The organism is Ferrimonas marina, assembly GCF_900129905.1.
GTDB classification, from domain to species: domain Bacteria; phylum Pseudomonadota; class Gammaproteobacteria; order Enterobacterales; family Shewanellaceae; genus Ferrimonas; species Ferrimonas marina.
The window spans coordinates 190,333-210,899 of record NZ_FQXG01000002.1; the positions used below are offsets into that span (position 1 = coordinate 190,333).

The window sequence follows — 20,567 nt, forward strand, 5'->3', positions numbered from 1 at the left end:
CGGACAAACAAAAAGCCACCCAAATGGGTGGCTTTTTTGTGCCTGTTTGAAACCCCTCGGAGTCAGCGCTGGCGGCGTATCGCCTCCATCAGCGGCTCCGCTGCGTCCTCCAGCAGGTCCAGCACCAACTCAAAGCCCCGCTCACCGCCGTAATAGGGGTCCGGCACCTCGCGCTCGGCCCCCGTGCCCCAATCCAGGATCAGGGCGACCTTATCCTGCTGATGGGGCTGAGCCAGGGCGCGGATGTCCCTCAGGTTTTGCTGATCCGCCGCCAGGATAAGGTCAAAGCGCTCCAGGTCCACCGTGGTGATGGCCCGGGCCCGCATACCAGAGAAGTCGTAGCCACGACGCTCTCCGGCCTCCTGAGAGCGGGGATCCGGTTTCTCGCCGGCGTGGTAGGCGATGGTGCCGGCGGAGTCGATCTCCAACTCCAATCCATATTGCTCGGCCTTGGCCCGGAACACCGCCTCGGCAGTGGGTGAACGGCAGATGTTGCCCATACAGACCAGGAGCACAGATGTGACCGGGTGGGTAAGCTTTGCCATGCAATAACTCCCTGATTGCTGTTGCTAAAAACTCATCCTAACAAGCCCAACCAACAGCAACCAGCACCCTACTCCGGTTGGATCCTGTCCGCGTATTTGGCAGCCAGCTTGGCCAGCTTAGGGCCTATGTTCCAGGCGCAATAGGGCTGGGCTGGGTTGCGGTTGAAGTAGTTGTGATGCTCCGGCTCCGCCGGATAGAACGGCGCCGCCTCTCGCAGCTCGGTGACAATGGGCGAGGAGAAGTATCGCGCCTGGGTCAACCGCTCAATGTGCTGCTCGGCGGCCTCACGCTGCGCTGCATCCTGGCAGAAGATCACGCCACGGTATTGGCTGCCCTTATCCGCTCCCTGCTGATCCCAACTGGTGGGATCGTGGCAGTCAAAGAACAGCTCCAGCAGTTGGTCATAGCTGACCTCTGCCGGGTCAAACTGCAACGAGATCACCTCGATATGGCCACTGTTGCCACTGCAGACCTGACGATAGTGGGCGCTGTCCGCGTCGCCGCCGCTGTAGCCGCTGGTGACCTGGGTGACACCAATGATCCGCTGAAACAGCGCCTCCAGGCACCAGAAACAGCCTCCGCCAAACACCGCGGTCTGGCTACCCGATGTGCTTTGCTGCGGGGTAAAGCTCAGCGCCAGGGCATTCACGCAGTGGCGCAGGTTCTTGTCGGTCAGTCGCTCTCCGCTGAACACATGCCCCAGGTGGCCACCACACTGGGCGCAGAGGATCTCGGTACGGCGACCGTCGGCATCCACCTCCCGGCGCACCGCGCCGGGCAACTCGTCGTCAAACGAGGGCCAACCGCAGCCTGCGTCGAACTTGCTGTCCGACTGGTAGAGGGGCGCCTGACAGCGGCGACAGCAATAGACACCGGGGCTGTCCAGGTAGAGAAAGCGGCCACTGAAGGGATGCTCCGTGCCCTTCTCTTCCAATACACGGCGTTCTTGTTCAGTCAGGGGCAACTCGGGCATGGCAGACCTCTCAGGTTGGCTTTATCGGCATGGGACAGGTTGCCCCAAGATAGCAAAGTGGACCGGCAGAGTGTGTGGTTGCTTTCGGTTACGGCTTTGCTGGCCTGAATGGACCACTGCAATAGTTGATCCACGTTGAGAGACTCGCCAGGGTTAGCTTCCTGGCTGGAGCACAATAGAAAAAGGGGGCCAGTGGCCCCCTTTTCAAAATTCTGCAGCAACGCTTACTTAGCCTGCTGACTCCAGCCAAACTGGCCCATGCACTCTTCGAAGCGCCCTTGGAAGTTGGCTTGAGCCGGATCGATACGACGGGTGCAAAACTCCCGGTCCGCCAGGAAGCCTTGATTGTCTTTGCTGGGGTGGGTCCAGACCGCTTCCGGTCCACCACATCCGACTAAGGTCAAAGCGGCCAAGGCCAGTAGGGTTTTCTTCACTCTTTTTCTCCTGTGATTGCACGGCGCCATAGACAGTGCATTTCTACCGGATCCCTCGGTAGGGAACCAGTCGATAATGAACGTTGCTTTTCGAAAGTATAACCGAGCAAAACAGCGATTTACCAACTAAGATGCCGAGTTCCCAGTTCGCCTGTGGTCCAGCTCCCGTTTCTACGTTGAGCTGCGCCCTCGCGACCACCGATATCGACGTTACAGCGTCCATTGCGCCTACCGGTTGCCGCCACTTCTCAGGCAGCCGGCGACAACCACAGATCAAATTTTGTGAACTCAGTCGATCTGCAGGTACTTGTGGACCTGGGCGGAGAGGCGCCAGTTGTTGGCGATGCACTGCTCGATGCAAAGCTTGGTGGCGCGGGGGCGCTGGCTGATGGGCTGCAGTGCCACCACCGGGGTCGCCCCATCAGGCAGGGTAGCCAACAGGGCTTTGAGGTTATCGATGTGCTGCTCGGTGGCCACCGGGTACTTGATCTCGTTGGCTCGGGTCAGCGCTTGCGGCTGGATCGCCAAGCCGCCCTTCATCCCCTCTTTGGGGGAGACGGTCACCCAGGTGTTGGCATCACAACGCACCTGGAAGCAGCCGGAGGTCTCGATCTGGCACTGCCAGCCCGCCTCGCTCATCGCCTCGGTCAACGGCGTCAGGTCGTAGAGGCAGGGCTCACCACCGGTGATCACCAATTGGCGTGCCGTGTATTGTCCCGACGTCAGGTGGGCTACCAAGGCTGACAACGGCCACTGGCTCCAGTGTCCCTTGTCGCCGGACACGCCGATCACCTGCTCGGCATCCACCTTCAGCTCGGGATCACAGTGCCAGGTGTGCTTGGTATCGCACCAGGCACAACCAACAGGGCACCCCTGCAAGCGCAAAAACACCGCGGGAACGCCAGTGTAGAACCCCTCCCCCTGGAGGGTTTCGAAGATTTCATTAACCGGGTATTGCATCGCCCCTCCTCAATCGAGGCGCTATGGTATCACTTCCGGGCCGCAGCGCGTTGCTCAGACCGGGTTCCTTTGCCACTTCGTTGCACGGTACTTGGGCGCACAAACAAAAAACGCCGGCAGATGCCGGCGTTTTGAACTGTAAGTCGATGCCCGATTAGTGGCAGGACTCGCAGGTCGCGTTCGCGTCAGCGGCGCTTTCGTGGTCGTGGGTCACGTGGCAGTCGCTGCAGTTCAGCATGCCATCGTGCTCCTCGTGCGGGCTACCCAGGTCAGCCATGTCGCCGTGACAAGCAACACACTGCTCCATCTCGTGGGCCATGTCAGCGGACGGAGCACCGTCAGCGTGGCAGGACTCACAACCACCCATGTCAGCGTGGTTGTCAGCGATGGAAGCGGCAGCGCCAAACGCCATACCGATGCCGAATACGGCAACCAGCAACTTCTTAAACATAATCTCATCCTCACAAAGTGTTGGCCAAGGCAAAGGGCCACTCACCAGCCCTGACGTCACCGTCGAGCCTTGGCTCGGGGCAAACTCTACCAAGTTGAGACTGGCTAAACCGTTGATCGGATCGCAAAAATTGCCAATAACCTCGGAAAAGGAATGGCTTTATCGCCGGTGTCCAGGCAGCGCAATAGCGGTTTTGAGGATAAAAAAAGCGCCGGCCATTGCCGACGCTCAGTTCAAGTGGAGAACCCGACTACTTGTCGTCGTGACAATCCGCACAAGCTCCGCTGGCGTCTGCGGCAGCGGTGTGCTCATGCACCGCGTGACAGTCAGAGCAGACCAGCATGCCATCGTGGGCCGCGTGCTGATCACCTTCAATCTCAGTCATGCCACCGTGGCATCCCACGCAGGTCTCGTTCTCATAGGCACCGTCGCTGGAGGGTTCACCATCGGCATGGCAGGACTCACAACCTGCCATGTCGGCGTGAATATCGGCCAGCACATCCGCCGCTTGCGCGCCCGCCGCCATACCCAGGCCCAGTAACAACACCATCAGCCATCGCTTCATCATCGCATTCTCCTTGGGGGCCGCAGCCCATTTGCTCACAATTAATCAAAACTAGCGCAACATGCTAGCTATAACAAATTGAACTGTCGAGTATAAGGCGCTGATGAATCTACCATTTGATTCAAAACAAAAAAAAGCGGCCGAAGCCGCTTTTGTTTTTTTCACCGAGATTCAGGCGCCGCGACGCAGGGCATCGATGCGCTGTTCCAGCGGCGGGTGGGTCATCAGCAGCTCAGACATGGTCTTCTTACCGCTGATACCGAAGGCCGCCATGTTGGCGGGCATGGTGCTTTCATGACCGTGGCGCAGACGCTCCAGCGCTGCAATCATCTTCTCTCGGCCGGCCAGGGCGGCACCGCCGCTGTCGGCGCGGAACTCACGCTGACGGGAGAAGTACATCACGATCAGCGAGGCCAGCATGCCGAACACGATCTGCAGGATCAGGTCGACCACGAAGAAGGTCATGCCGCCACCCTGCTCGCCCTCTTCATCGTTGCTCAGGGCACCGCTCACCACACCGGCGATCATCTTGGCGATGAAGATAACAAAGGTGTTTACCACGCCCTGCACCAGCGCCATGGTCACCATGTCGCCATTGGCTACGTGGCTGACCTCGTGGGCCAGTACCGCCTCCACCTCATCGCGGTTCATGCCGTACATGAGGCCAGTGGACACCGCCACCAGGGAGTTGTTCTTGCTCGGGCCGGTGGCGAAGGCGTTCATCTCCGGGGCGGAGTAGACCGCCACTTCCGGCATCTTGATGCCCGCTTGCTGGGCTTGACGGGCTACGGTGTCCATCAGCCAGGCTTCGTTCTCGTCACGGGGCTGGTCGATAACCTGCAGGCCCATGGTTTTCTTGGCCATCATCTTGGACATCTGCAGCGAGATCAGGGATCCGCTCATGCCGAAGACCACCGCCACCATGGCGTAGCCGGCGACGCTGTGGTAGTCGATGCCCAGCACCGAGAACAGAATGGAAAGTACCACCGAGAACACCAGCATAACCGCCAGGTTGGTCAGCAGAAACAATACGATACGCTTCATTATTACTCCTAGTTAAGCCGCGGCGCCGCAACGCCGCCATGACAGAGATAATTGGGTCAGGGCGCGGCAAATTCAAGGCAGGAATCGTAAAGATTTGGTTTCCGTTCAGGGACGAAAAGCCGCCCTGGGGAGGCGGCTTTGATGGGCTTGGTACTGGGAATACCAAACAACGCGTAAATCCAGTATATGCAGCTAAAGTTTTGCTTCAACCACCATATCTAGTATTTAGGGATCTTTTATTTATATACAAATGACTAAAAGTCATAAGTTTTTTGACTTCGCTTGCTTGAACGAAAGTGCAATCTTTGTCCATGGCAATTGCCGACACCACCGTCTCAGCTGACTTAACCGCCGTGAAAATGTGTCGTTCCACATACACAGTTACACTTATCAACCCACTGTAAACAGTCGCGCTTTGCCCTATTCACTGGCCGGTATCGTCAGGCACACCTTGTCTGCCAACGAGAACGCGTTGTGAGTGTTGTAGTAGGCGGCTTCATTGATAAAGTGCGGATAGCCGCTCTCAGTCCCATCAAAGAGCACCTCTTCCCCGCTAAACAGCTGATAAACAGGCTGACCCGGTTTGAGTTCAGTAAAGTCTTTGCCATCGATATTGGCATGTACCATGCCCAGCGGCTGACCCTGTTGATCCAAAGGCAGACGCAGGGTGTCGCGATAGCGAAAGGCCTCCACCTCCGCCGGCAGCTCGGGCAGATCGCCAAGGTGTGCCAGGCTAGCGTAATCCAGCACCAGCTCGGTCAGGGTGGCCATCTGCTCCAGGATCTCCGGACGCAACACCGACTGGGGCTGCGGACCAACCTCAACCATGACGCCCCGCTTGCCCAGGGTGCAGAGGTAACCCCACTGCTGCGCCGGTTTGATGTCCTCCAGCAGGATGACCGCTTCCGGCATCCGAGCCTTAACGAACCCGGCCAGGCGACGATGCCAGGGATCGCTCTCCAGCAAAATCAGAGTGGGACCCATGTTGGAGGTCGTGTTATGCAAGTCGATCACCAGATCGGTCTTGCTGGCGCCCTTGGGGCCTATTTGGGCGTTGAGAGACTTGGCCAGCAGTGGCTCGTAGTCCCGTGCTTCGCCGTCGGCCAGCTTATCGAGCTCAAACTGGCGATTGAGATCCTGCTCCAGATAGCGTCGATTCTGCTGATGCGCTTTGGGGTTTGACCAAAGGGTCTGGATCGACAGCCCCTCGCGCTGCAGCGGTTGGCGGCGCCAGCGCTTAACCAGTTCAATACCGGAAAACTCGTTGCCGTGGGTTCCCCCCACCACAACCACAGAAAGCGGTTCCATATTTACCCCTGTCTCTATCTATTCAGTCACGAAGAATGACTTTTTAAGCACCCAAAGCACAAGAGCCAGGGGTTGCAAGTGACGAATATTAAATCAATCTTTGCGTTTTTTCGATTTTATGCTTACCCACAAAATCTGGGATTAAGTCTGTGGATAACTAGGAAAGGTCCGATCCCGCGGGCCTTTGGGCGCTGTCGCTTTTTTCACCAGCCTGGAAAGAAAGCCCAGGCTAGACCCCTGCGCCACCATGCGTCAGGATAATCCCTACGCAATTCGCACTGGGGCTACAGGGTGTATACCGCACGCTTTGAAAATGGGATCGACGCCATCCCGCCTGACCACTGGAATGGGCTGTTCAACACGGACTACCCCTTTATCCAACACCGCTTTCTGCAGGCGTTGGAAACCCACCAGTGCGTGGGCAAAGAGAGTGGCTGGCTGCCTCAGCACCTGATCATTGAGCAGGACGGTTCGCTGGTGGCTGCCCTGCCCTGCTACGTAAAGCTGCACTCCTACGGTGAATACCTGTTCGATTGGAGTTGGGCCGACGCCTACCACCGTCATGGCCTGGCCTACTACCCCAAGCTGGTCAGCGCCATCCCCTTTACCCCCAGCTATGGCCCCCGTATTGGCCTGGCAACGAACAGCGACCCCACCACCCTGTACGCGGTGATCGGCGAGGCCCTGTCGCGGCGGGCCGAGCAACTGGACGCTTCCGGCTATCAGCTGCTGTTTGCTGATGAGCACACCAGCCAGGCCCTGACCGAGCAGGGCTGGTTGCAGCGGCAGGACCTGCAATACCACTGGCTTAACCCCGGCGACCAGGACTTCGAGCAGTACCTGACCCGGTTTACCGCCCGCAAGCGCAAGAATATCCGTAAGGAGCGTCAGGGGGTTGCGGCCAGTGCATTGGCGCTGAATCAGCACTACGGCCACGAGATGAGTGAAACCCAGTGGCAGCAGTTCTACCGCTGCTATCAGGCCACCTACCTGAAGCGCTCCGGCCATGGTGGCTACCTGAGCCTGGCTCTGTTTCAAGCGCTGGGGCGGGAGATGGGGGAGCAGATGGTGTTGTTCACGGCGGAGCAGCAGGGGCAGATCCAGGCCGCGGCGCTGTGCTTCTTTGACTCAGGCTGCCTCTACGGTCGCTACTGGGGCAGCCTGATTGACCTGCCGGGACTACACTTTGAGCTTTGCTACTATCAGGGCATTGAGTTTTGCCTGCGCCAGGGGCTGCAACGGTTCGACCCGGGTGCCCAGGGGCAACACAAGATCAGTCGTGGCTTTGAACCGGTGACGGTGTGGGGCAACTGCGTGTTGATGCAACCGGCGTTTCAGCAGGCCATCGAGGCATTTTGCCAGGAGGAGGAGGAGGCGGTCAGGGAGTTGCGTCAGGCGCTGCGTGAACAGCTGCCCTTTCGCCAGGGCTAGCCCCGTTGCCAGCAGAGGATCTGGTTGTTGGCTGGCATGGGGTGGCGCGCCTGCATAGACAGCCCCGCCTGCTGCGCCAGTCGGTCCACGGCTTGCCAGTCGCGTATGCCCATACTCGGGTCGCGCTGCTTTAGCCAGAGATCGAACTGGGCATTGGATTCCGCGGTGAAGCGGCCATCGTCGTTAAAGGGGCCATAGAGGCACAAGGTGGCCTGCTCAGACAGGTAACGCGGCAGGTGGGCAAACATCAACTCCACCACCGCCCAGGGCATGATGTGGCAGGTATTGGCGCTGAACACCCCATCCGCAGGCATCAGCGACCACTCGGGTTGCGCCACGTCCACGGCCTGAGGCGGCGCCAGATTGGCGCTGGGGTGGGCCTGATGCCACAGGCTGATGTCGCTCAAACGCTCGGGCAGGTCCGTGGCCTGCCAGGTCAGCCACGGCATCTTCGGTGCCAGGTAGACACTATGCTGACCGGTACCCGCCCCCAACTCCAGCACCCGGCTGCAATCGGCAAAGGCTGGCACCAGCACCTCGGCGATGGCGGCCCGGTTGTTCTCGCAGGCCTGGGAGAATGGCAGGGTCAAGATTGGGCCTGCTGTGGGTCAGCGTCCTGGGTCTGGCCGGCATAACGCTCCAGCCCCCACACCAGCAGAACGCCCAAGGCCATCGCCGCAATCGCCAGCAACAGCTGTGGATCCTGGCCGGTTACCGACTCATAGCCCCAGGGGGTCAATGCCCGCTCGGTCACCGCCACCTCTTCGCCACTGGAGTTGATTCGAGTGCTCAGTGCCACCTTCCAGGGCCAGACCTTATTGAGAGTGCCCAGCATCAAGCCACATAGGAAAGAGAGGGTGTGGCTGCGAAAGCGTTTTAACAGGTAGGAGAGCAGGTGGGAGAAAGTGAGTAGTCCCAACACACAGCCACAGGCAAACAGCGCCAGGGTGCCGATCTCCAACCCTTTGATGGCGCCGATCACCGGGGTATAGAGCCCCAGCAATAACAGGATGAAGCTGCCGGAGATCCCCGGCAGTATCATGGCGCAGATGGCCAGCATGCCACCCAGTACCAGGTTCCAGCCGCTGGCATCCAGGGTCAGGGGGTGACTGACGGTGAGCAACCAGGCCAGCAGGAACCCCACCAGCGCTGAACTGGCACTGGCCAGGTTGTGCTGCGGCACCTGCTTGGCGATGTGTACCAGCGAGATGGTGATCAAGCCGAAGAAGAAGCTCCACAGAGGCACCGGGTGGGCCACCAGCAGGTAGGAGATCAGCTTGGCCAAGGAGAGAATGCTGACGGCGATGCCGCCAAACAGCGTAAGCAGAAAGGCGCCATCGATGTGTTGCCAGGCGGCGCGCGCTCCCTGCTTGCGGGCCAGACCAATCAGGCTGGGATTGATACGACGGATACTTTCCAGCAGCCGGTCGTAGATGCCACTGATAAAGGCGATGGTGCCACCGGAGACACCAGGCACCACGTCCGCAGCGCCCATGGCCATGCCTTTGAAAAAGGTCGAAAGCTCAATTTTCATCTTTCGAATTCAAATCCCTAAGTAGTATTGCCGGCAGTATAACGGGTTTGATGGGGGTTCACACGGACGAGCAGGGCCCCGGTTGTGACCCTCATCACGCTGGCGCGGACGAACGGTGAGAGACTGCACAGTTTCACCTGTGCGTCTAACAAATCACAGGACAGCGACCCGGGCAATGAGTAATCTATAGCCATTCGCCATCGAGCCGACTCTTTTAGGGGAAGGGGGCGGTAAAACGACAACAAGGGCGAAATCCTACTCGGCCGCTGAACTTCAGTTTAGCGGCCTTTTTGTTGCCTGGCCGCCGGGTCTGTGATCGCCACGATGTTCCTGGCCAGCTTGTTGGCAGGCTCACACCCCGCCCCAGCCACAGTGAAGTCGACCACAAAAGCACCATCATGAAAAAGAATCATCGGACTTTTGCCGCCAAATTGGATAGTCTGTTCCCATTCGCCCCACCGGCTTCTTTTAGGGGAAAGAGACGGTACAACCCATAACTAAGGCGAAAGCACACTTGGCCGCTGACCATTAGGTACAGCGGCCGTTTTGTTTTTACACTTTGGGTTTCCGCTCTTGTTGAGGCGACATCATGGCCTACCTGGTGTTGATTGCCCTGGCATTGATCCCCTACCTATTGGCGGGCCTGGGGGGCTGGTACAAGCTTCGCCACCTGGGCAACATCGATACCCGCCACCCCCGTCAGCAGGATGCGCAACTCAGTGGTACCGCGCATCGAATCACATCGGCCCAACGCAATGCCTGGGAAGCCTTGGGCTTCTTCTCCGCCGGCCTGCTGGCCAGTCAACTGCGTGGTGCCCCACTAGAAGCCCTGGCGCTGCCGTCGCTGCTGTTCCTGCTGACCCGACTGGCACATCCGCTGTTTTACATCGGCGACCGGCCGACGCTGCGCTCTGCCACCGTGGTGTTTGGCCTCTTTGTTGGCCTCTACCTGGCCCTACTGGCTGGTTGAGTTGGTCTTGAGCTGAGCCCGGATCGCCGTTTCCCCCTGGGCCAGCCAGTCGAGGGCATCGACTTTGCGATCAAACAACTGAACCTTCTTGTCGGGGTAGCGCATCAGGTTAAGCGCCACCGCCGAGTCATGGGCGAAACGACTGGCGGCGTTGGGGGTATAGATGGCAACGCGTTCCTGCAAGGCGGGATCGCCAATCTCCATGCTGGCCTCGAAACTGTAGGAGAAGGGCTGCTCGCAGTTGACCAGCAACACGTAGGGCTGCTCCCTCAGCGCCGGCCAGAAGGCGTTGACCTCCCGGCACTGCTCGGCGCTGATCTCCAGCCCCTCGTCCACCAAAAGCTCAAAGCGGAAATCGCTCCACTGCAGGATGTTGCAAAACGACAGCCGAAACTGACGCAGGGGGAATTCAGCGTCCATGCCTACTCTCACTTCACCTTTCAACTCATCCAATGTAGCGCAACGTTCTGAGAAGAAACAGCTTTTAACTCAATCCCAGGCGTTGGGTCAGACCACTGGTCCTGTGGGTCTGTCGGCTAACCGCCTCCGCCAGCAGGCTGGGCTGGGGCGCCACCAGGGTAAACCAGTCCCGGGCCCGGGTGATGCCGGTATACACCAGTTCCCGGGTCAGCACCGGACTGCCGTGCTCCGGCAACACCATCACGGTGTGGGCAAACTCACTGCCCTGGGATTTGTGCACTGTCATGGCGTAGACGGTCTCCACCGCGGTCAGGCGGGAAGGCAGCACCCGCTTCAGACTGCCATCGGCCAGCGGGAACACCACCCTCAGCAGTGATTGCCCCTCCACCTCGAACGGCAGACAGAGGCCGATATCGCCGTTCATCAGGCCCAGGCTGTAATCGTTGCGCATCATCATCACCGGGCGGCCGGCATACCATCCCTCGGTGCTGTCGATCAGCCCCGCCTGGGCCAGCCACTGGGCCACCTGAGTGTTAAGGCCAGACACGCCCCAGTCACCGTCACGCAGGGCACAGAGCAACTGAAAGCGGCCAAAGGCATCAAGCACCTTGCGGCACCAGGCGTCGCTGTCCTGACCGGCCCCGGCCTTAACCAGCTCAAGATAGCCCCGATAGCCCCAGGGTTGAGTCTGCGCCTCCCCTTTGGCCTGCAGGTGGCACTGCTGGCCATCCAGCACCAGCGCCTTAAGCGCTTGGTCGCTGCGCTGCTTGGGTTGCAGCCAGCCGATGTCACCAAAGCCCTGTCGCCATACCTGACGTACCCGGCCCATGTCGCCGGCATTGACCGCGAAGGCCAGCTGGCCGATACCGGACTGGGCATCAAAGCGATGGCTCTTGGCCAGCATCACGATCTGTTGCTCCAGGTCGCTGCCAGGGCCCTGGTACGCCTCCGGGTCGAAGCCGGTGGCACGATAGATAAAACCACGAGTATCCGCCTGGTAACGGGGCTGGCCCGCGTGCAGGCAGAGATCCCCCAGCACCGCCCCCGCCTCGACCGAGGCCAGCTGGTCCTTGTCTCCCAGCAGGATCAAGCGGGCATGGGCCGGCACCGCCTCCAGCAGGGCGGTCATCATCTCGAGATCGACCATGGAGGCTTCATCCACCACCAGCAGATCCAGGTGTAGCGGGTTGCCAGCGTGATGGCGGAAATGGCGGGTATCGGGCCGGGCGCCGAGCAACCTGTGCAGGGTGCCCGCTTCGGCGGGGATCAGCGCCCCCACCTCCGCCGGGATCTCCGCTACGGTACCGGCACGAATGCCCGCCAGGGTGCCGGCCAAAGACTCCGACAACCGCGCCGCGGCCTTACCCGTGGGGGCGGCCAGTTCAATGCGCAGGCCCCGTTCGTTACCGGACTCCAGCGCCAGTGACTGCAGCAGCGCCAGCAGGCGCACCACGGTGGTGGTTTTGCCGGTGCCGGGCCCACCGGAGATCACGGTCACGCCACTGCGGGCCGCCAGGGCCGCAGCGATGCTCTGCCAATGCGGGGTTCTGCCGGCGCGCTCCTCCGCATCCTTGAGTGGATCAAACAGGGTGGCCAAGCGCTGAGGCAGATCTTCCGGCAGCGTGAACTCCTGCGCCACCTTGAGGGCGAGGATATCGGCAATGCGTCCCTCGTACTGGTAATAGCGTCGCAGGTAGAGGCGCTCGCCGGACAGCACCAGTGGCGCGCTGCCCTCGCCGTCGGCATCCACCACGGCGCTCGCCGCCAGCTGTGCCTTCAGCTCTTCCAGGTGCCAGGCTGACAGCCACTGGCCCGGCCGGCTTGGTGCCTCCCACTCCCGGCCCGGGGGTGGCAGCGCCAGCAGCGGCTCAGGCTCGGCCAGCAGGCCAGCCAGATCCAGACAGATATGGCCACGGCCCAGTTGATGACTAGCCAGGGCCGCGCACAGCAGCACCGGCTGCGGGGTGTCCGGCGCCTCGGTTTGCAGCAACTGGGCGAAGGCCAGATCCAGCGCCCGCAGCCAGCGAAGCTCAACGTATTGTTCCAGTTGCGCCAGTGGCGAGGTCATCTCAGCCTGCATCCTTTACCTCTCGAAACAGTGTGTCCAGCGCCTCAATCAAGGCTCTGTCCGGCGCCAGGGCAAGTACGCCATTGCCTGGGCGCGCCGGGCTCATGCCGCGCAGGAACAGGTAGAGTGCGCCACCGACGTGGCGGTCAAAATCGTAGTCCGGCAAACGGGCGCTGAGCAGCCGATGCAGCGCCAGGGCGTAGAGGGCGGCCTGCAGGTCATAGCGGTGGCTCAACATAGCTGCCTTCATCGCCTGCGGGGTGTAGGCCTGCTCATCCGGGCCGAGGAAGTTGGACTTGTAATCGGCCACGTAGTAGCGCTCTCCCAGCCGGAAGGTCAAATCGATAAAGCCCTTGAGCATGCCGTTGAGTTGCGCGCTTTGCAGCGCCGGGCGCGGCTCACCGGGCCAGAGGGCCTCGGTCACCAGCTTGTCCACCTGCTGGGTATCCACCCGGTGGCTGGCCAGCCAGAACTCCATCTCCGCCTGTACCTGGTCCAGCTGGGTCAGGCTTGGCTGTGTCGAAACGGCGGGGTCCGCACCCGGCAGGGGCAAGGATACGGTCAGCGCCTGTTCAAACCAGGGCAGCAGCATCTGGGCCTGATCGCCGTAGCCATAGCGGTCGCAGCGCTCGTTGATCTCCTGGGCCATCAGACCAGGCTCGATGTCGGCAAAGCCGGCGCCCCAGCGGGCCCGGCCCTGCTCCGCCGCCCACTCAAACAGGTCGTGGAGGAAGGTACCGGGGGCCGCCCCCTTGGGAAAGGCGTGGATGGTGCCCGCCAGCGGCTCGCTCTGCCCCTCGGCCAGCGGCGCTGCCACCGCCATCTCCGCCAGCTGATCGCCGTGGGGATCGGCGGCAGGGTCGCTGCCATGGCCCATGCCCCTCAACATCGCCGAATAGGAGGCGATCCACCAATGGGGAGGCTGGCTGGCCGGTGGCGGTAACGCCGGCAACAGGGGCTGCTCGCTGTGACCGGGTTGGTAACGCGCATCCCGCGGCGTCGGCAGGGTCTCCAGGCTGATCCCGGACTGCTGTGCCAGCCCCTGCAGCGCCGTTAGTAGCGCGTCGCTATCCTGTGCCGCGCCGCCGCCCAGCAGGCAGCCCAACGCCCCCAGGTGGGTGTTGGGCTGGTCGCGCTTGCCACGCTGACCCAGCTTGACCGGAGCCAGCCCCAGGTAACAGGCGAAACTGGGGCGGGTCATGGCGACGTAGAGCAGGCGGATGTCCTCCGCCAAACGCTCGTAATCCGCCAGCTCCAATGCCTCGTCATCGGCGTCAAAGGTGAGGGTGTTGTGGCCCTGGGCATCGCGATAGAACAGCACCTTGTCCTGGGCGCTGGCCTGACGGTAGCCGAGGATAAAGGGCAGGAACACCACCGGGTATTCCAGCCCCTTGGATTTGTGGATGGTCACTACCTTGACCAGCTCCGAGTCACTCTCCAGTCGCAGGATCTGATCATCCCCCAGCTCGCCGCCGGACTGGCACTGCTCAGCCAGATAGCGGATCAGCGCCAGCTCGCCATCGAAGCGGCTGGAGACCGATTGCAGCAGCTCCGCCAGGTGCAGCAAATTGGTGAGGCTACGCTCGTCACCGCTGTCCTGCTCTGCACCGGGCGCTGCCAAGGCCCGCCCCGCCACGTCAAACTGCTCCAGCACTGCCCGGATCATCGGCAACACGCCCTGCTGCTGCCAGCACAGCCGCAGTTGACGAAACTGCTCCAGCAAGGCCTCCCAGGCCAGCTCATCGTTGTTGAGGGCATCGATACGGGCCCAGTCCCAGCCAAGGCTGCGGGTGGCCAGGGCGGCCTTGACCGCGCTCTCCCGCTCAGGCTGAGCCACCGCCTCCAGCAGGAACACCAGATCCTGGGCCTGTTCGCTGGCAAACACCGAGTCCTTGTCCGACAGGTAGACCGAGCGCACGCCGCAGCCGGCCAGGGCCTGGCGCACCGCCCGGGCTTCGGTAAAGTCCCGTACCAGGATGGCGATGTCCGAGGGCTGCAACGCCTGGCACTGCCCCTCCCCATCAACAAAGCCGGTGGTGCCCGCCTCGGCGCCATTGAGCAGTTCGGTGATGCGATCGGCACAGCCCTTGGCCTGACGCGCCAGGTAGCTTTGCTTGTTCCACACCCCCTCCTCACAAGGGTCCCACCATAGGGTCAGCGCCGGATGCGATTCGCCCTGGTGGCTCAGCTGACGCCCCTTACCGTTGGCCTTCACAGGCTCAAAGGGGATCGACTCACCATAGAGAAAGGTGTTGCGGGGATGGTGGTGGCCCAGGGTAAACAGGGCGTTCGCCGCTGAGACCATCGCCTGGGTCGAACGGTAGTTGGTGTCCAGGGTGTAGTGACGCCCGGCGGTGTCCTCCCGAGCCTGCAGGTAGGTGTGGATATCAGCGCCACGGAAGGCGTAGATCGCCTGCTTGGGATCGCCAATCATCAGCAACGCGGTGCCAGGCTGATTGAGGTAGAGCTTCTGGAAGATGCCGTATTGGGTGGGGTCAGTGTCCTGGAACTCGTCAATCAGGGCCACCGGAAACTGGGTGCGGATCAACGCTGCCAGCCGGTCACCCTGCTCCGGCCGCTTCAGTGCTGCACCCAGGTGTTGGATCAGATCATCAAAATCCAGCTGCGCCAGGCGCTGCTTTGCCTGGGCCACCCGCTGTTGCACCCAGACGGCGGCGTCGGTGAGCAGCGCCGGCTTAAGATCCAGTTTCTCCAGTTCGCGAATGAGGGATTCCAGTGCCGACAGCAGCGGAGAATCGGCGACGGTGCCCTCGTGCTTCTTGCCCGCGGCAGTGAGCGCCGCCTGCATCTTCTCCGGGGTAAAGCGGTCCAGCAGCTTGTTGCGACCATCCAGCGGCAGTGGCTGTTCCCCCTCCAGCCACTGTTGCAGCCGGTTTAACTGCTCCGGCTTGACCAGGTTTTTCTTGACCCAGCCCTGGGCCAGGGCCTGTTCGAACTGTTCGCAAAACTGAGGCCACTCCCGCTGCCAGAGCGATTTGCAGCGGGCTACCGCCTGTTGGCGCTGAGCCACCAGCGCGAAGGGATCGCCCTGGGCTGGCAGCGCCCCCTGGCTGGCCAAGCCCAGCAGCGGCCTGACCGCCTTTTGCAGCGCCTCGGGGCTGCCATACAGCTGACGCACCGCCTGCAGGGTGTCGCGGTCGCGGGGGTAAAACTGGGTGCGCCAGTAATCGCGTACCGCTTCGTCCAGCAAGGCGCTGCTGTCGGTTTCCATTTCTGTTTCGAACAGCGCGCCGGAATCGAAGGCGTGTTCCCGCAGCATCCGCTGGCACCAGCCGTGGATGGTGTGGATGGCGGCGTTGTCCATCAGCTGCGCCGCCAGATCCAGCTGCAGGGCGCAGCGGGCATGCTCGGCGGGGTCAAAATCAGCCTTGAGCGCCTTCAGATAGGGATCGCCATCCACCAGCCCGCGGAAACAGGCTGCCCCCTCCACCAGACGGTGGCGGATGCGGTCTTTCAGCTCTTCGGTGGCGGCCTTGGTGAAGGTCACCACCAGGATCTCCTCCGGGCTGAGCGGACGGGGCGTTTGCTGGTCATGGCCCAGCACCAGCCGCAGGTAGAGCGCGGCGATGGTGTAGGTCTTGCCCGTGCCGGCGCTGGCTTCGATCAGCCGGGTACCCGCCAGGGGAAAGGTCAATGGCTCAAGCTTCTGAGCGGGCGGCTGCCCGGAAGGTGCGGATGTCACCGTTGTCTCCGTCATGCATCGGCCCTCTGCAGTGCGCTGAGCAAGGGGCCATAGAGTTGGTCGGCCAGTTCGATAAAGCGAGCCTCATCTAGTTGAGAGAAATCACTGAACTGGCGGGCGATGTAGGGACTGCGGTCGCGATCTCCAAAGCTGAATCCGCCGCCTTCGAAGGCACCACGGGGGTCTTGCTGAGCCAGCTGAGCCAGGGCCGCGCGGGGGCCGATGGGCAGCGGCTCGCTCATCGCCTGACGGTACAAGTCCAGGAAGCGATCCAGCAGCGCACCGGCCTCGCTAGCCGAGATGGGCTCGATCTGCCACAGGCTGTCACTGCCGGCGTAATAGCTGGTCAGACTCAGGCCCTGGTTACAGGCGGCCAGGTGCGCCAGGTAGAGCCCCACCAGCGCCAGCGGATTCTTGAGCTGGCCCCGGCTGTCGAGCAGCGCCTTGGGTTCGCACTCCAGACGCAAGACCCCGTTGAGCTGGGCCGACTGGCGCAGATCCGTCAGCCAGGCCTCCAGCTCCAGCGCACCGGTTTTGTGGTAGCACTCCAGCGCGTCCATCATCTCGCTGTCCGCCAGCAGGCTTTGCGCCCGCTCGAAGGCCGCCAGGGCTGGCTGAGCCAGGTGGTCGCTGGCCAGCTCGGCAAAGGCCCCCATGGGCAACTGACCCCGGCCGCGCAGCCGGGCTACCCGCTGGGCCAGCACCGCTTCTCGCTGTTCCGGCTCGCTGTCGTTGAGTACCGCCATCAACTCGGTGCGGATCTGATAGGCCTCCAGACCATCCAGGGCAAAGGGCTCCAGATCATCCGCCGCCTCCGACTCGCTGTGCAGCCATACCCCCAATCGGCGGGTGATCAGCAGCCGTACCGGATCGCGAAACAGCGCCGCCAATTCTGCCAAACCGATGGGGGCCTCCGGTTGCCACAGCGACAGCGGCTCGGCTGCACTCCCCTCTCGGGCCTGGTGCACCGCACGCCACTCCTGGGAGTGGGTGCGCAGGCGCGGATCGCTGCCATCGAAGTAACGACGGCTAAAGGGTTGCAGCGGGTGGTCCAGGGTCAGGTGTGCCAGCAGGGCGCGCTCATCGGCGTCGGGGCCGTCCAATCGGTAGCCCTGGCGCAGGTGATCCTGCAACTGCCCCACCAGCACTGACGGCGGCCGTTCACTGTTATCCCGGGCATTGCGGCCCAGGTAGCTGATGTAGAGGTGGTCGCGGGCCGCCAGCAGGGCCTCGAGAAACAGGTAGCGGTCGTCCTCGCGGCGGGAGCGATCACCCGGACGGTACTGGCTGCCCAGGCTGCGATCCGCCATCAGGTCGAAGTCCATCGGTGGTCGACTTCTGGGGTAATCCTCGTCGTTCATCCCCAGCAGGCAGACCTGGCGGAAGGGGATCGCCCGCATCGGCATCAGGGTGCCGAAGTTAATGCGGCCAGCCAGGAATTTCTGGCTGACGCCGCCCTCGCTGAAGGGGGCCATGCAGATGGGTTTCACCACGGTGAGCGGCAACGGCTGCGCCAGCGCCGACTGCTCACAGCTTTGTTGCCACTGCACCAGAGCCTCATCCAGGCGCAGCAGCAGCTGTTGTTCATGTTCATCCTGGGGCGCAAACAGGCTCTGGTAGGCGCTGCGGATCTGCTCCACCCACTGGGCCGGGGTGCGGGGCTGCTGCAGCGCTCGCCACAAGCCGCCCAAGTGAGTCAGCAGGCGTGACAGACTGCCCACCAGCGCTGCATCCAGGCCGCCAATCTCATCAAAAGGCTCGATGCCGGCCCAGGGCTCGCCTCGGCCGACGGCGTAGCCCAGCAGCATCCGCTGCAGGCCAAAGTGCCAGGTGTTCTGTTCCAGGTCTTCCGGCAACGCCAGGCTGCGACGCTGCTGGGCATCCAGGCCCCAGCGTACCCCGGCCTGCTCGACCCAGCGCTGCAGCAGCGGCAACTGGGCTTCCTCAATCGCAAACCTAGCCCTCAGCGCCGGCACCGCCAGCAAGTCCAGCAGTTCGGATACCGCAAAGCGGGACTCGGTCAGACTCAGCAGGCTTTCCAGCGCCAACACCAGTGGCTCGAAGCCACGCTCCGGCCGGTCGGCAATGGCAAAGGGGAGGTAGCGGGGATCGCGCCGGTCCAGTTGGCCAAACACCGCCTCGATATGCGGGGCATAGGCAGTGACGTCCGGCATCATCACGATGACGTCGGTGGGGCGCAGGCTGGGATCGGCGGCAAAGCGACGCAGCAGTTCATCCTGCAGCGCCTCCACCTCGCGCTGACGGCTATGGGCCAGGGCAAAGCGTATCGAGTCATCCTCCGGTGATACCGGGGCTGGCGGTTGCGGTACCGGATCGAGCTCGAAGATCCCCGCCTGCAGCTGACTCAACAGGCTCGGTTCGCCCTCCAGCAGCGGCGAGCTGAACAGGTCGATACGTTCAAACGCGCCCTGGTACTGCTCCGGCTGATCGTACTCATAGAGCATGCCGATGTAGTCCCGGCCCTGTTTGCCCCAGGCGGCGAGCAGCGGGTTCACCAGGGGATGCTGGCTGGCCTCGTCCATCACCTCCGGTAGCCCGGGCTTGCGCTGATGGCGGGGCGCGAGCAACTGACGCTTGAGCAGCTCCTTGTGCTCGATGATGTCACCCCAATAGTGCTGGCAGGGGTTCTGCACGCACAGCAGGATCTGGCAGTAGGGTGCCAGCGCCGCCAGCACCTCGATGCTTTGCTGCGGCAAGGCGCTGAGGCCAAACACGATAACCCGACGCGGCAGCGCATGGGCCCAGCGTTCCGGATCCATTTCGTCGGCGATGCGTTGCAGGAAGCGTTGGTGCAAGGTGGCGCGGCTGTTGACCCGCTCCTGCGGGCCCAGATCGGCCAGAATGGCGCGCCATAGCTTGGGCTGCCAAGCCTGCTCATTGGGCACCGGGGTCTCAAACCCGGTGGCGCTGATAACCACATCGCGCCCCTCGCCCCAGGCCGCCAGCCAATCGGCGCGGTACACCTGGTATTGGTCAAACAGGTCCGCCAGCTGCTCAGACAGTTGGTCGCGCTTGCGCAGATCGGTGTCGTCCGCCAAGAAGCGTTTGAGCGGAGCAAAGTGGGGATCGGCCAACAACTCGGGCAGCAGGCGCAGCAAGCGCCAACGCAACTGGGGCTTATCAAAGGGCGAGTCCTTGGGGACCGCCGCTTCGCCCAGCACGGTTCGATAGATCTGCCAGATAAAGCGTGACGGCATCTGCAGCGACATGGCGGCGGCAATGCCCAGGCCATCGTCGGCGGCCATCGCCAGCTTGAGCCACTGGGCCATGCCGTTGGACTGAACCAGGAAGGTCTCCGGTTCCAGCGGTGCCAGCGGGTGGCCCTTGAGCCATTGCACCACCAGCTCGCGCAGATCCTCCATGCGGTTGCTGTGCAGCATCATCAAGCCCGGCGTCAGGGCCGGCCCCTGGTTAAACGCGTTATCTGGCTGCCTATCTTCCGGCTTATCTGCCTGTTTGGTCATCACTTTTGCCCAGTATTGCTGTCCCGCCATCATACCCAATTTAGGCCCGGCTCGATTGTCTTTTCACGCTGTCGCTGTCAGCATGAGGGTATCTTGAGCGCCACGGAAAGGAATGGGTATGAAGGCACTGCTGATCATCGACATGCAACAGGATTTTGTCTCGCCGGATGGGGCGGCCTGCGTCGCGGGTGCCCTGCCTTCGGTGCCCACCCTGGCGCTGGCGCTGCAGCAAGCGCGGCTCAATGGCGTGCCGGTGATCCATATCCAGCGTCATCATAAGGCGGACGGCTCAGACTCTGAACCCTTTCGCCGCCACGCCCCCGTGTGCATCGAGCAGACCTGGGGCGCCGAGCCCATTGCCGAGCTGGCCCCCACCGAGGGGGAGACCATCGTGGTTAAAACCCGGTTCAGTGCTTTCTACCGAACCGAGCTGGACAGTGTCTTGTCTGAGCTGGATTGCCGCGAGCTGGTGGTGTGTGGCACCCAATGGCCCAACTGCATCCGCGGTACCGTGATGGATGCGCTCTATCGTGACCACCAGGTGACCGTACTCACCGACGCCTGCTCCGGCCAAAGCGATGCAGTGGCACAGGCGAACCAGGAGGATCTGCACAACATGGGTGTGATCTGCCAGACTACCGAACAGTGGGTCGCTCAATTGGCAGAGAGGTAATC

At 62.1% G+C, this 20,567-nt stretch carries 17 protein-coding genes; 3 read left to right on the forward strand and 14 right to left on the reverse strand.

Features of this window, described 5'->3' with window-relative positions:
* Positions 1–62 precede the first annotated feature (62 nt).
* From BUC04_RS04555 to BUC04_RS04590, 8 genes are all read right to left on the reverse strand, one after another.
* Positions 63–545, reverse strand: a complete 483-nt coding sequence (locus BUC04_RS04555) for a low molecular weight protein-tyrosine-phosphatase (protein ID WP_067657635.1) — start codon at positions 543–545, stop codon at positions 63–65.
* A 68-nt stretch (positions 546–613) separates the two neighbouring features.
* Positions 614–1,519, reverse strand: a complete 906-nt coding sequence (locus BUC04_RS04560; protein ID WP_067657632.1) for a bifunctional methionine sulfoxide reductase B/A protein — start codon at positions 1,517–1,519, stop codon at positions 614–616.
* Positions 1,520–1,743: 224 nt separating this feature from the next.
* Entirely contained in the window at positions 1,744–1,953 is a 210-nt protein-coding gene (locus BUC04_RS04565; RefSeq protein ID WP_067657629.1) for a hypothetical protein, read from the reverse strand.
* Between the two features lie 288 nt (positions 1,954–2,241).
* Entirely contained in the window at positions 2,242–2,913 is a 672-nt protein-coding gene (gene queE / locus BUC04_RS04570) for a 7-carboxy-7-deazaguanine synthase QueE (protein WP_067657626.1), read from the reverse strand.
* A 154-nt stretch (positions 2,914–3,067) separates the two neighbouring features.
* Positions 3,068–3,364: a cytochrome c3 family protein gene (locus BUC04_RS04575; protein WP_067657623.1), complete on the reverse strand. Its 297-nt coding sequence runs from the start codon at positions 3,362–3,364 to the stop codon at positions 3,068–3,070.
* Positions 3,365–3,614: 250 nt separating this feature from the next.
* Entirely contained in the window at positions 3,615–3,932 is a 318-nt protein-coding gene (locus tag BUC04_RS04580; protein WP_306305288.1) for a cytochrome c3 family protein, read from the reverse strand.
* Positions 3,933–4,100: 168 nt separating this feature from the next.
* Positions 4,101–4,973, reverse strand: coding sequence for a protease HtpX (gene htpX / locus BUC04_RS04585; protein ID WP_067657620.1), 873 nt, complete (start codon positions 4,971–4,973; stop codon positions 4,101–4,103).
* A 420-nt stretch (positions 4,974–5,393) separates the two neighbouring features.
* Positions 5,394–6,281 (reverse strand): aspartoacylase, encoded by an 888-nt coding sequence (locus BUC04_RS04590; protein WP_067657618.1) that lies wholly within the window; start codon positions 6,279–6,281, stop codon positions 5,394–5,396.
* A 291-nt stretch (positions 6,282–6,572) separates the two neighbouring features.
* Between BUC04_RS04590 and BUC04_RS04595 the strand changes: the two genes are divergently transcribed.
* Entirely contained in the window at positions 6,573–7,712 is a 1,140-nt protein-coding gene (locus tag BUC04_RS04595; RefSeq protein WP_067657615.1) for a GNAT family N-acetyltransferase, read from the forward strand.
* Here BUC04_RS04595 and BUC04_RS04600 read toward each other — a convergent pair.
* Both BUC04_RS04600 and BUC04_RS04605 read right to left on the reverse strand, forming a co-directional pair.
* Positions 7,709–8,302 (reverse strand): DUF938 domain-containing protein, encoded by a 594-nt coding sequence (locus BUC04_RS04600; protein ID WP_067657612.1) that lies wholly within the window; start codon positions 8,300–8,302, stop codon positions 7,709–7,711. The two genes, BUC04_RS04595 and BUC04_RS04600, sit on opposite strands and share 4 nt — an antisense overlap.
* Positions 8,299–9,246, reverse strand: a complete 948-nt coding sequence (locus BUC04_RS04605; protein ID WP_067657609.1) for a polyprenyl-phosphate transporter — start codon at positions 9,244–9,246, stop codon at positions 8,299–8,301. Before BUC04_RS04605 ends, BUC04_RS04600 begins: the two co-directional genes overlap by 4 nt.
* A 589-nt stretch (positions 9,247–9,835) precedes the next feature.
* Here BUC04_RS04605 and BUC04_RS04610 point away from each other — a divergent pair.
* On the forward strand, positions 9,836–10,216 hold the full coding sequence (locus BUC04_RS04610) for an MAPEG family protein (RefSeq protein WP_067657606.1): 381 nt from the start codon (positions 9,836–9,838) through the stop codon (positions 10,214–10,216).
* On the opposite strand, the gene BUC04_RS04615 is transcribed toward BUC04_RS04610, so the two are convergent.
* The 4 genes from BUC04_RS04615 to recC all read right to left on the reverse strand — a co-directional run bounded on the left by BUC04_RS04615 (position 10,202) and on the right by recC (position 19,892).
* Positions 10,202–10,636, reverse strand: coding sequence for a hypothetical protein (locus BUC04_RS04615; RefSeq protein ID WP_067657603.1), 435 nt, complete (start codon positions 10,634–10,636; stop codon positions 10,202–10,204). The two genes, BUC04_RS04610 and BUC04_RS04615, sit on opposite strands and share 15 nt — an antisense overlap.
* 64 nt (positions 10,637–10,700) lie before the next feature.
* A complete protein-coding gene (gene recD, locus BUC04_RS04620; protein ID WP_067657600.1) occupies positions 10,701–12,716 on the reverse strand; it encodes an exodeoxyribonuclease V subunit alpha in 2,016 nt (671 codons plus the stop codon).
* Positions 12,706–16,407 (reverse strand): exodeoxyribonuclease V subunit beta, encoded by a 3,702-nt coding sequence (gene recB, locus BUC04_RS04625; RefSeq protein ID WP_200804662.1) that lies wholly within the window; start codon positions 16,405–16,407, stop codon positions 12,706–12,708. The genes recD and recB overlap by 11 nt, the downstream gene beginning before the upstream one ends.
* Before the next feature lie 11 nt (positions 16,408–16,418).
* A complete protein-coding gene (gene recC, locus BUC04_RS04630; protein ID WP_067657594.1) occupies positions 16,419–19,892 on the reverse strand; it encodes an exodeoxyribonuclease V subunit gamma in 3,474 nt (1,157 codons plus the stop codon).
* Between the two features lie 118 nt (positions 19,893–20,010).
* Between recC and BUC04_RS04635 the strand changes: the two genes are divergently transcribed.
* Positions 20,011–20,565, forward strand: a complete 555-nt coding sequence (locus tag BUC04_RS04635) for a cysteine hydrolase family protein (RefSeq protein ID WP_067657591.1) — start codon at positions 20,011–20,013, stop codon at positions 20,563–20,565.
* Positions 20,566–20,567 lie beyond the last annotated feature (2 nt).